The following is a 10734-nucleotide window of genomic DNA, read 5'->3' on the forward strand; positions in this document are numbered from 1 at the left end:
GCTGGCCCAGGTCCGCGGCGTCGACGTCGAGGAACTCCCCGAGGAGAAGGACCTCACCGCACCCGTCGCGACCACCGGCGAAGGGAAGTCCTGACATGGCGTCTGCGCTGGACCGTATCCGGGTGGGCTCGGCGCCCGACTCCTGGGGCGTGTGGTTCCCGGACGACCCGGCGCAGGTGCCCTGGGAACGCTTCCTGGACGAGGTCGCCGAGGCCGGCTACTCCTGGATCGAGCTGGGACCGTACGGCTATCTGCCCACGGACCCGGCCCGGTTGACGGACGAGATCGCCCGGCGCGACCTCAAGGTCTCGGCGGGCACGGTCTTCACCGGCATGCACCGCGGCCCCTCCGTCTGGGAGGCCACCTGGGAGCACGTCAGCCAGGTCGCCGCGCTCACCCAGGCGATGGGCGCCCGGCACCTCGTCGTCATCCCGTCCTTCTGGCGCGACGACAAGACCGCTGAGATCCTGGAGCCGCCGGAGCTGACCGGCGAGCAGTGGGCCCACCTGACCAAGGGTATGGAGCGGCTGGGCCACGAGGTCAAGGAGACGTACGGCCTGGACATCGTCGTCCACCCGCACGCCGACACTCACATCGACACCGAGGACCACGTCGAGAGGTTCCTCGACTCGACCGACTCCGACCTGGTCAACCTCTGCCTGGACACGGGGCACTACGCCTACTGCGGCGGCGACAGCGTCAAGCTCATCGAGACGTACGGCGAACGCGTCGGCTACCTCCACCTCAAGCAGGTCGACCCGGAGATCCTCGCCGACGTCGTCAAGAACGGGGTGCCGTTCGGGCCGGCCGTACAGCGCGGAGTGATGTGCGAACCGCCGTCCGGCGTACCGGAGTTGGAGCCGGTCCTGGTGGCCGCGCAGCGGCTCGGCGTGGAGCTGTTCGCGATCGTCGAGCAGGACATGTACCCGTGCGAGCCGGACAAGCCGCTGCCGGTCGCCGTGCGTACCCGCAAGTTCCTGAGGTCCTGCGGCGCCTGAAGGGGACGACCATGACCACCCGTGGCACGAGCGAGGAACTCCGCGTCGCCGTCATCGGCACCGGCCGGATGGGCGCCGATCATGTCCGCCGTATCCAACAGGTCACCAGCGGCGCCCGGGTGACCGCCGTGGTCGACGTCGACGCGGAGCGCGCCAAGGCCGTCGCGGCCCGCGTCGACGGCTGCACCGCGTACACCGACCCGGCCTCCGCGATGGCGGCGGCCGACGTCGACGCCGTCCTGGTCGCCTCCCCGGGTCCCGCCCACGAGGCCGCCCTGCTGACCGCCTTCGAGCGCGGCCTGCCGGTGCTGTGCGAGAAGCCGCTCACCCCCGACGCGGCCTCCGCGCTGCGGGTGCTGGAGGCCGAGCGGACGCTGGGCCGGCGGCTGGTCCAGGTCGGTTTCATGCGGCGCTACGACGCCGAGTACGTCAGGCTCAAGGCGCTCCTGGGGACGGGCCAGTTGGGCCGCCCGCTCATGCTGCACAACCGGCACCGCAACGTCGCCAGCCCGCCCGGTTTCACCAGCGCCATGCTCATCAGCGACTCCGTGGCGCACGAGACGGACGTGACCCGCTGGCTCCTCGGCCACGAGATCACGGCCGTCACCGTGTGGCGCCCGACCCCGTCCGCGAGCGCGCCGGACGCCCTCCAGGACCCGCAGTTCGTCGTCTTCGAGACGGACGGCGGAGCGGTCTCCGACGTCGAGATCTTCGTCAACTGCGGCTTCGGCTACCAGGTCCAGGCCGAGGTGGTCTGCGAACGCGGCACCGCCCGCGTCGGCGACGGTCACGCCATGGTCACCAACATGGCCGGCCGCTGGGGCGGCACCATCGACCAGGACTACACCGTGCGCTTCGCCGACGCCTACGACCGCGAGATCCAGACCTGGGTAGACGCCACCCGCCGCGGCGAGGTGGTCGGCCCGAGCGTCTGGGACGGCTATGCCGCGGCGGCGGTGTGCGAGGCAGGGGTGCGGGCGCTGGAGGAGGGCGGCCGGGTGGAGGTCGATCTTGTGGAGCGGCCCGCGCTGTACCGGTGACCGAAGCCGTGGAGGCGGCGACGCCGGCCCGCCGTTTCCGCGGGCGGGCGTGCAGCCTCGTGCCTCAGCCCCCGGCCGTCATCCGGGGCCGTACCTCGAACCCCGCCGCCCGATAGCACGCGTCGATCAGCGTCATCGTCGCCACCGCGTCGTCCGCGTCCAGCGGCAACGGCGTGCCCTCCCGCACCCGGTCCGCGAACGCCTCCAGCTGGTACGTGTACGACGACCGCGTCCCGAGCCGTTCCGTCCGCTCGCCCTCCGGGGTACGCACCACGACCCGGTCGTCGAGGTGCGGCAGCACGAAGTTCGGGGCGCTCGCCTCGCCGCGGGTGCCGATGATCCGGCAGCTCATCTCCAGCTCGTCGTAGGCCATGTGGCAGCGGGCCGACGCGGTGGCGCCGCCCGGGTACTCCAGCTCGGCGTCCAGCCACTCGTCGACGCCGGGGGCGGCCGCGCGCTCGCCGCCGCGCGCGGAGACGAGTCGCGGGGCACCGCCCGCCCAGGGCGCGAGCATCCGTACGGCGTGCAGGCTGTAGCAGCCGAGGTCCATCACGGCGCCGCCGGCCAGGGGCAGCGACCAGCGCGGGTCGGAGTCGTCCGGCGCGGGGATGGCGACCAGCGTCTCCACCCGCCGCAGTTCACCGAGTTCGCCGCTCGCGAGGATCTCGTGCAGGCGGAGGGTGAGGGGGTGGAAGAGGTAGTGGAAGCCCTCCATGAAGACGGTCCCGGCTTTCTCCGCCGCCTTCCGTACCTCGGCGGCCTCCTCGGCGTTGCTCGCCGACGGCTTCTCCGTCAGGACGTGCTTGCCCGCCGCGAGGGCGGCGAGGTTCCACGGCCCGTGCAGGCCGTTGGCGAGCGGGTTGTAGACGGCCTCGACCTCGGGGTCGGCGATCAGGCCGGCGTACGAGGTGGCCACCCGCTCCACGCCGTGCGCCGCGGCGAAGGCCTCGGCGCGGGAACGGTCGCGGGCGGCCACCGCGACGAGACGGTGGCCGGTCGCCCGGGCCGGGTCGACGAGGGCGCGTTCGGTGATGCGTGCCGCGCCCAGTACTCCGATGCGCAGTGGTTCCCGGCCCGGTGTGCTCATGCCTGCCGTACCTCCTCGATCGTCACGGGACGGTGCTCGCCCAGCGACAGTGTGCACGCCTCGGCGATCCAGCCGGCCTCCAGGGCGTCCTCGATCGTGCAGGGGGAGGTGCGGGTGCCGGCCACGACCTCGGTGAACGCGGTGAGTTCGGCGCGGTAGGCCTCGGTGAAGCGGTCCATGAAGAAGTCGTGGGGGGTGCCGGCCGGGAAGGTCACGCCGGGCTCGACCGAGCGCAGCGGCAGCTTGTCCTCCAGGCCCACGGCGATGGAGTCGGTGAAGCCGTGGATCTCCATGCGGACGTCGTAACCGCGGGCGTTGTGGCGCGAGTTGGAGACCACCGCGATCGTGCCGTCGTCCAGGGTGAGGATCGCGCCGGTGGTGTCGGCGTCGCCCGCCTCCTTGATGTAGTCGGCGCCCCGGTTGCCGCCGACGGCGTACACCTCGGTCACCTCGCGGCCGGTCACCCAGCGGATGATGTCGAAGTCGTGCACCGAGCAGTCGCGGAAGATGCCTCCGGAGGCGGCGATGTACGCGGCGGGCGGCGGCGCCGGGTCCAGCGTGGTGGAGCGTACGGTGTGCAGCTTGCCCAGCTCGCCGCTCTGGACGGCGGCCCGCGCGGCGACGAACCCGGCGTCGAAGCGGCGGTTGTAGCCGATCTGGATCGGCACGGCGCTGCCCTGGACGGACTTCAGCACCTCGACGCCCTCCCGCATGGTGCGGGCGACGGGCTTCTCGCAGAACACGGGCACGCCCGCTTCCACGGCGGCGCGGATCAGCGCGGGGTGGGCGTCGGTCGCCGCCGCGACGACGATGCCGTCCACCCCGGCGGCCAGCACGGCCTCGGGGGAGTCCGCGACCTCGGCGCCGAACCGCTCGGCGGCGGCTTTGGCGGCGTCCGCGAAGGGGTCGGCGACGACGAGCGAGGCGACGGCGTCGAGTCCGGAGAGGGTCTCGGCGTGGAAGGCGCCGATGCGGCCGAGGCCGAGGATTCCGATGCGCATGGGGATTGCTGCTCCTTGGGTGCGGATGCCTGAGCGGAGGTGGTGCGGGGAGGGGAAGGTCAGTCGAGACCGCCGAGCACGTTCTGGTCCCAGTCGATCACCGAGCCGGTGACCACACCGGACCGGTCCGACAGCAGGAAGACCACGAAGTCGGCGATTTCGTCCGGCTGGCCCAGCTTGCCCATCGGCAGCCGGGCCGCGGCCTGCTCGCGCCAGTCGTCGCCGGCGCCGTGGAAGGCCTTCTGTGTCGCGTCCTCGCCCTCGGTCGCGGTCCAGCCGATGTTCAGGCCGTTGATGCGGACCCGGTCGAAGCGGTGGGCGTGCGCCGCGTTGCGGGTCAGGCCGACCAGTCCGGCCTTCGCGGCGACGTACGGGGCGAGGAACGGCTGCCCGCCGTGCGCCGAGGACGTGATGATGTTGACGACCGTGCCGGGCGCCCCCCGGCCCACCATGTCGGCGACGGCGGCCTGCATGGCGAAGAAGGGCGCCTTGAGGTTGATCGCGATGTGCTGGTCGAACAGTTCGGGCGTGGTGTCCAGGAGCGTGCCCCGCGAGGTCAGGCCCGCCGAGTTCACCAGGCAGTCGACCCGGCCGTACGCCGCGACGACCTGCGCGACGGAGGCCTTGGCCTGCTCGGCGTCGGCCAGGTCGGCCCGTACGAACATCGCCTTGCCGCCCGCGGACGCCAGCTCCGCCACCAGAGCCTCGCCGGGTTCCGGGCGGCGGCCGGTGACGGCGACCACCGCGCCCTCGCGGACGGCGGCCCGCGCGATGGCGGCGCCGACGCCCTGGCTGCCGCCGTTGACCAGGACGACCTTGTCGTCGAGAAGTCCCATGGGTTTCGGGTCCTTTCAGCTTGAGCGGCGCTCGGCGCCGGCTCGCAGTTCGTCCCGCAGGTCCTCGGGCGTCCACGTCTCGCGCAGGGCCCGCCGTACCGCGTCCGCCTGTGACGGCGGGGCGAGGCCCGCGACCGGCGGATCGCTGTCGAGGTTGGTGGGGAAGGGGTAGCCCTCCGCGCTCGCCGCGATCACGTTCTCCAGCCACTCCTGGCTCGCGCCCTCGGCCCGGCGTCTGAGGAGCACGGGGAACACGGCGTTGGCGACCGCCTCGCGGTCCACCGTCTCCATCGCCCGCCCGAACGCGGAGGACACCTGGAGGAGGTTGGCCGTGCGCCGGATGTCCGTGGAGCGGTTGGTGCCGGCGGCGTGGAACAGCGCTGGGTTGAAGAAGGCCGCGTCGCCCTTGGCCAGTGGCAGCTGGATGTGCCGCTCGTCGAAGTACGCCTGGAACTGGGGGAGTCGCCACGCCAGATAGCCGGGCTCGTAGGTCTGCGAGTACGGCAGATACAGCGTCGGCCCGGACTCGACCGGCATGTCGCAGTGCGCGACCGCGCCCTGGAGGGTGAGCACGGGGGAGAGGCGGTGCACGTGCGCGGGGTAGGCCGCCGCGACCTCGTTGGACAGGAAACCCAGGTGGTAGTCGCGGTGCGCGGTCTGCGCCGCGCCGCCCGGGTTGACCACGTTGACCTGCGAGGTGACCTGGTAGCCCGGACCGAGCCAGGCGGCCGAGACCAGCGCCAGGAGGTCGTTGGCGTAGTAGTCGGCGAACGCCTCCGGGTCGTACAGGGCCGCCTTCTCCAGGGCGTTCCAGACCCGGTCGTTGGCGCCGGGCGTGGCGAAGTGGTCGCCGGCCGTCGCGCCCGAGGCGTGCTGCTCGGCGATCAGCGCGTCGAACACGGCGGAGAGCCGGTCGACGACCGCCGGATCCGGGAAGGCGCCCCGGAAGACCACGATGCCGGGACCGTCGGTGAGCGCGCGGACCAGCTCGGCCTGCACCTCACGCCGGTCCTCGGCCTTGCGCAGCCGCGCACTGTCGTAGATCAGGACGTTGCGCTCCACGGAAGCGGCGTACGGGTAGTCGGCGAGGTCCGTCGAGCGGTCGACGAGCGCGTGCAGACCGGCGAGGTCGCAGTCCTGCTCGGACAGCCAGGCACGGCGTTGTACGGAGGTGAAGGACATCGTCGTCCTTTCGGTCAAGGAAGCGGCTCGGTGACAGGGGCGACTCGGCGCTGTCATTCTTGTCAGTACAAACCCCTCGAACAACCGGCAGCGAGCCATCAAAAACCCTTCAAGGAGCCTCACGTGGGCCATCCCTTCCCGATCCGGGAGATCGCACGTCAGGCGGGCCTGAGCGAGGCCACCGTCGACCGGGTCCTCAACGGCAGGGGCGGCGTGCGCGAGAGCACCGCCCGGGAGGTCCAGCAGGCCATCGCCGACCTCGACCGGCAGCGCACCCAGGTCCGCCTGGTCGGCCGCACCTTCATGATCGACATCGTGATGCAGGCACCGGAACGGTTCTCCACCGCCGTCCGCGCCGCCCTGGAGGCCGAGCTGCCGTCCCTGCACCCGGCGGTCGTGCGCTCGCGCTTCCACTTCCGCGAGACCGGCCCGGTCCAGGATCTCGCCCGGACCCTGGACCGGATCGCCCGGCGCGGCTCCCAGGGCGTGGTCCTCAAGGCCCCCGACGTCCCCGAGGCGGCCGCGGCCGTCGGCCGGCTCGTGGAGGCGGGCATCCCCGTCGTCACCCTGGTCACCGACCTGCCCGCCACCGCCCGCCTCGGCTACGTCGGCATCGACAACCGGGCGGCCGGCGCGACCGCCGCGTACCTCATGGGCCAGTGGCTCGGCGACCGCCCCGGCCATGTGCTCACCAGCCTCAGCAGCGGCTTCTTCCGCAACGAGGAGGAGCGCGAGATGGGCTTCCGCAGTGCCATGCGCACCCACCACCCGGAGCACGGCCTGGTCGAGATCGCCGAGGGACAGGGCCTGGACGCCACCCAGTACGACCTCGTACGGGCTGCGCTGGAACGCGACCCCGCCATCCGCGCGGTCTACTCGATCGGCGGCGGCAACATCGCGACCCTGCGCGCCTTCGAGGACGCGGGGCGGGAGTGCGCGGTGTTCGTTGCCCATGACCTTGACCACGACAACACCCGGCTGCTGCGCGAGCACCGCCTGTCCGCCGTCCTCCACCACGACCTGCGCCAGGATCTGCGCGAGGCCTGCCGCCTCGTCATGCGCGCCCACGGCGCCCTGCCGCCCGCCGGGCCCACGCTGCCGTCCGCGATCCAGGTGGTGACGCCGTACAACATGCCGCCCCAGGCGACGACCGGCTGACACCGGCGGCCTGGGGCGGGCGCTGCTGGGGGGAGCGTCAGTGGTGCAGTGCGGGTGATCCGGTCGGCGCGACCCGTCCGGCGCTGCGGTAGACGGAGACGCCCACGGCCAGCAGCCAGTAGCTGAGGACGGCACCCATCAGCGCGGTGGTGCCCCAGCCGTTCGCCGCGTAGAAGTCCGCCGGCGTGTTGCCGAAGAACAGGGACGGCACGAAGGCCACGTTGATCCCCGCGAGGACGTACGCCGACCGGCCGGTCCAGCGGGGCAGCAGTCGGGTGCGGGAGACGGCGTAGCCGAACGCGGTGAGGAACAGTGCCAGCATGATGCGGGAGATCGACCCGTAGAGGACGTATGTGCCGCTGACGTCGATGGTCGGATCGATCGGACGGTCGGCGGCGATGACCGCGCCCGCCTCGAGGCCCATGGAGACGAGGGTGATCGTCGCGTAGACCAGTCCGGTGGCGGAGGCCATCGAGCCGACCCACTCGTGGGCGGGGCTCACTCGCCGGACCAGTTCCCGGAAGGCCGTCACGAACACGACCATGAGCGCGAGCGCGACGATCCCGATCAGCAGCCGGCTAAGGACGTTGGCGTCCGGCGGCGGGCCCGAGTAGATGAAGTACAGCGGCACTTCGACGATGAGTGCGGCCGCGGCGGCGATGCCTGCGAGGCCCGTCAGGCGCCTGGCGAAGGTCTCGTTCATGGGTTCCCCCGAGAGTCGGTGGGCGGACTCGGCGTCGGCGTTGTGCCGACACCCAGAAGCCTGCCGTCCCAGGGGCGCGCCGTCCCTGGGCCTGAGAACCGGATCGTGGGTGGTCCTACGGTCACCCTCCCCGGTGTACGTCGGCCCAGGCACCGCTCTCGGCGGACCGTGTCATCGCGTCCAGTGCGGCAGCGCTCTGCACGGCGTCCGCGAGGGTGGCCCCGTGCGGGGTGCCCTCGGCGATCGAGCTCAGGAAGCGGTACGCCTCGATCACCTTGAGGTCGTCGTAGCCCATGGCGTTGGCGGAACCGGGCTGGAAGGCCTCGTACTCGCCCTCGCCGGGACCCATGTACACCGTGCTGACCGGCTGGTCCTGGTAGCGGTCGCCGCGGCTGACGCCGAGTTCGTTCATCCGGCGGAAGTCCCAGAACACCGCGCCCTTGGTGCCGTGCACCTCGAAGCCGTAGTTGTTCTGCTCGCCGACCGAGACCCGGCAGGCCTCCAGGACACCGCGCGCGCCGGAGGCGAACCGCAGCAGGCAGCTGACGTAGTCCTCGTTCTCGACCGGGCCGAGCTCGCCGCCGGACGCACGGCTGTGACCGGCCGTCGCGCCGGTGGGGCGGGCTCGCTCCGGGACGAAGACCGCCGTGTCGGCGGTCAGGGAGGTGATGTCGCCGAGCAAGTACCGGGCCAGGTCCACGCCGTGCGAGGCCAGGTCGCCCAGCACTCCGCTGCCGCCCCGCTCCCGCTCGTACCGCCAGGTCAAGGCGCCCTCGGGATGGGCCGCGTAGTCGCTGAACAGGCGGACCCGGACATGCGTGACCGTGCCGATCTCGCCGCTGCCGATCAGGCGCCGGGCCGACTCGACGGCGGGCGCGTTGCGGTAGTTGAAGCCGACCGTGCCCTGCACACCGGCCTTCGCGACGGCGTCGGCGACCGCCCGGGCGTCCGCCACGCTCAGACCGACCGGCTTCTCGATCCAGACGTGCTTGCCGGCCTCGGCCATCGCGACACCGATCTCCCGGTGCAGGAAGTTCGGCGCGGTGATGCTCACGGCCCGCACCCGCGGGTCGGCGACCACCTCGCGCCAGTCCCGGACGGCCGTGGCGAACCCGAACCGAGCGGCGGCCTCCTCGGCCCGCCCCGGCACCTCGTCGGCGACCGTCACCAGCTCCGGGCGCAGGTCCAGCTTCGGGTAGTGATGCGGGACGCGGGCGTACGCCTGGCTGTGCACCCGGCCCATCCAGCCGAATCCGACGACGGCGACACCGAGCGTATCCACCATGAGCCCCTCTTTGGACCGGTCCATGAACTGTCCAAGCCACCCTGAGCGGGCTTTCGACAGGTGTCAACCCCTTTGACAAGGCGGCGCGTCACATGGAACGGTCCAGAGCATGAGACAGCCGACGATCCGGGACGTGGCCGAGCAGGCCGGCGTCTCCAAGTCGCTGGTCTCCCTCGTGCTGCGCGGCTCCGACCAGGTCCGCCCCGAGAAGCGGGACGCGGTACTGCGGGCCGTACGCGAACTCGGCTACCGCCCCAACGCAGCCGCCCGCAGCCTCAGCGAACAGCGCACGCGCACCGTCGGAGTCCTCCTCAACGACCTGCGCAACCCCTGGTTCATCGACCTGCTCGACGGCCTGAACGCCCTCCTGCACGACCAGGGCCTGCACATGCTGCTGGGCGACGCCCGCCTCAACCGCCGCACCGGCCAGGACCTCGCCCGGCCCTTCCTGGACCTCCAGGCCGACGGCCTGGTCGTGGTCGGCACCCTGCCCGACCCGGCCGCGCTCGGCACCGTCGCCGAGCGGATACCGGTCGTCGTCGCGGGCGCCCGCGAGCCCGTCCCGCCCGGCGTCGACGTGGTCGCCGGCGACGACGAGCAGGGCGCCCGGCTGGTCACCGAGCACCTCATCGGCCTCGGCCACCGCCGCATCGCGCACATCGCGGGCTACGGCGCCGTGGGCGACCTGCGCCGCCGCAGCTTCGAGGCGGCCATGCACGCCCACGGCCTCGCCGACCGGGCACTCGTCGAGACCGGCGACATGACGGAGGAGGGCGGCTTCCGGGCCGCCGTACGACTGCTCGGCCGGCCAGGGCGGCCGACCGCGGTCGTCGCCGTCAACGACATCACCGCCGTCGGCGTGCTCTCGGCGGCCGCGGAACTGGGCCTGCGCGTCCCGCACGACCTGTCCGTCACCGGCTACGACGACACGAGCATCTCCCGGCTGCGCCACCTGTGGCTCACCACCGTCGACAACGCCGGCCACGAGGTCGGCCGCCGCGCCGCCCGCTGCCTCCTCGACCGCTTCGAGTCGGCCGGGGGAGCGGGGCGGCTCCACCTGGCCGCCCCGACGCTGGAGATCCGCGGCACCACGGCCCCGCCGCTCACAGACTGATCGCGTACACCTTCCTCGGTGGGGCCGTGGGTGGCCGGTGCGGCTGTGGGGTGCGGTGCTTCGGGTGGTGCGCATCGGGTCCTTGCATGCCGGACGGCCGCCTCCCGCAGGGGGAGACGGCCGTCCTGGACCTGGCGGGTGTGGTCACACCTTGGCTGCGGCGGCCTCTGCGGTCTCGGCGGGGCCGCCCGTGGCTGGTGCGGGCTGCGGGGCGCGGTGCTTAGGGATGAAGGTGGCGAAGAGCAGGGCGAGCAGGGCGGCTCCGGCGCCGATGGCCATGACGACCTTGAAGCCGTTCTCCGAGGGCAGGGGGAAGCCGCCGTAGTCGGT

10 protein-coding genes and 1 pseudogene are annotated in these 10734 nt (G+C 72.5%); 4 read left to right on the forward strand and 7 right to left on the reverse strand.

Annotated elements, in window-relative coordinates; all coding sequences use genetic code 11:
- Positions 1-95 precede the first annotated feature (95 nt).
- The gene (locus AC5P09_RS50020; protein WP_493880325.1) at positions 96-998 is read left to right on the forward strand and encodes a sugar phosphate isomerase/epimerase family protein; all 903 of its coding nucleotides are present in this window, start codon (positions 96-98) and stop codon (positions 996-998) included.
- An 11-nt stretch (positions 999-1009) separates the two neighbouring features.
- Positions 1010-2038 (forward strand): Gfo/Idh/MocA family protein, encoded by a 1029-nt coding sequence (locus AC5P09_RS50025; protein ID WP_493880326.1) that lies wholly within the window; start codon positions 1010-1012, stop codon positions 2036-2038.
- Between the two features lie 64 nt (positions 2039-2102).
- Here AC5P09_RS50025 and AC5P09_RS50030 read toward each other — a convergent pair whose 3' ends face one another.
- The 4 genes from AC5P09_RS50030 to AC5P09_RS50045 are packed head-to-tail and all read right to left on the reverse strand — an operon-like array spanning position 2103 to position 6144.
- A complete protein-coding gene (locus AC5P09_RS50030) occupies positions 2103-3125 on the reverse strand; it encodes a Gfo/Idh/MocA family protein (RefSeq protein ID WP_493880327.1) in 1023 nt (340 codons plus the stop codon).
- Positions 3122-4126, reverse strand: a complete 1005-nt coding sequence (locus AC5P09_RS50035) for a Gfo/Idh/MocA family protein (protein WP_493880328.1) — start codon at positions 4124-4126, stop codon at positions 3122-3124. The genes AC5P09_RS50030 and AC5P09_RS50035 overlap by 4 nt, the downstream gene beginning before the upstream one ends.
- A 59-nt stretch (positions 4127-4185) precedes the next feature.
- A complete protein-coding gene (locus AC5P09_RS50040; protein ID WP_493880329.1) occupies positions 4186-4962 on the reverse strand; it encodes an SDR family oxidoreductase in 777 nt (258 codons plus the stop codon).
- Positions 4963-4977: 15 nt separating this feature from the next.
- Complete coding sequence (locus tag AC5P09_RS50045) at positions 4978-6144, reverse strand: phytanoyl-CoA dioxygenase family protein (protein WP_493880330.1); 1167 nt, start codon at positions 6142-6144, stop codon at positions 4978-4980.
- Between the two features lie 123 nt (positions 6145-6267).
- Here AC5P09_RS50045 and AC5P09_RS50050 point away from each other — a divergent pair, with 123 nt between their 5' ends.
- Complete coding sequence (locus AC5P09_RS50050) at positions 6268-7302, forward strand: LacI family DNA-binding transcriptional regulator (RefSeq protein WP_493880331.1); 1035 nt, start codon at positions 6268-6270, stop codon at positions 7300-7302.
- Between the two features lie 37 nt (positions 7303-7339).
- Here the strand turns inward: AC5P09_RS50050 and AC5P09_RS50055 are convergent, their stop codons facing one another.
- Both AC5P09_RS50055 and AC5P09_RS50060 read right to left on the reverse strand, forming a co-directional pair.
- Positions 7340-8005, reverse strand: a complete 666-nt coding sequence (locus tag AC5P09_RS50055; RefSeq protein ID WP_493880332.1) for a hypothetical protein — start codon at positions 8003-8005, stop codon at positions 7340-7342.
- A gap of 121 nt (positions 8006-8126) precedes the next feature.
- A complete protein-coding gene (locus tag AC5P09_RS50060) occupies positions 8127-9290 on the reverse strand; it encodes a Gfo/Idh/MocA family protein (protein WP_493880333.1) in 1164 nt (387 codons plus the stop codon).
- A gap of 109 nt (positions 9291-9399) precedes the next feature.
- Here AC5P09_RS50060 and AC5P09_RS50065 point away from each other — a divergent pair, with 109 nt between their 5' ends.
- Positions 9400-10404 carry a LacI family DNA-binding transcriptional regulator gene (locus AC5P09_RS50065; RefSeq protein ID WP_493880334.1) on the forward strand — a complete coding sequence of 335 codons (1005 nt, stop codon included), beginning with the start codon at positions 9400-9402 and terminating at the stop codon, positions 10402-10404.
- Positions 10405-10548: 144 nt separating this feature from the next.
- Here the strand turns inward: AC5P09_RS50065 and AC5P09_RS50070 are convergent.
- A pseudogene (locus AC5P09_RS50070) lies at positions 10549-10734 on the reverse strand (MFS transporter); the annotation flags it as partial.

It is taken from the genome of Streptomyces sp. a15 (genome assembly GCF_059026085.1).

What these genes read in the sequence shown, in the direction of transcription:
- AC5P09_RS50020 (WP_493880325.1), top strand. Translation starts at nt 96, where the DNA reads ATGGCGTCTGCGCTGGACCGTATCCGGGTGGGCTCGGCGCCCGACTCC.
- AC5P09_RS50025 (WP_493880326.1), top strand. Translation starts at nt 1,010, where the DNA reads ATGACCACCCGTGGCACGAGCGAGGAACTCCGCGTCGCCGTCATCGGC.
- AC5P09_RS50030 (WP_493880327.1), bottom strand. Translation starts at nt 3,125, where the DNA reads ATGAGCACACCGGGCCGGGAACCACTGCGCATCGGAGTACTGGGCGCG.
- AC5P09_RS50035 (WP_493880328.1), bottom strand. Translation starts at nt 4,126, where the DNA reads ATGCGCATCGGAATCCTCGGCCTCGGCCGCATCGGCGCCTTCCACGCC.
- AC5P09_RS50040 (WP_493880329.1), bottom strand. Translation starts at nt 4,962, where the DNA reads ATGGGACTTCTCGACGACAAGGTCGTCCTGGTCAACGGCGGCAGCCAG.
- AC5P09_RS50045 (WP_493880330.1), bottom strand. Translation starts at nt 6,144, where the DNA reads ATGTCCTTCACCTCCGTACAACGCCGTGCCTGGCTGTCCGAGCAGGAC.
- AC5P09_RS50055 (WP_493880332.1), bottom strand. Translation starts at nt 8,005, where the DNA reads ATGAACGAGACCTTCGCCAGGCGCCTGACGGGCCTCGCAGGCATCGCC.
- AC5P09_RS50060 (WP_493880333.1), bottom strand. Translation starts at nt 9,290, where the DNA reads ATGGTGGATACGCTCGGTGTCGCCGTCGTCGGATTCGGCTGGATGGGC.
- AC5P09_RS50065 (WP_493880334.1), top strand. Translation starts at nt 9,400, where the DNA reads ATGAGACAGCCGACGATCCGGGACGTGGCCGAGCAGGCCGGCGTCTCC.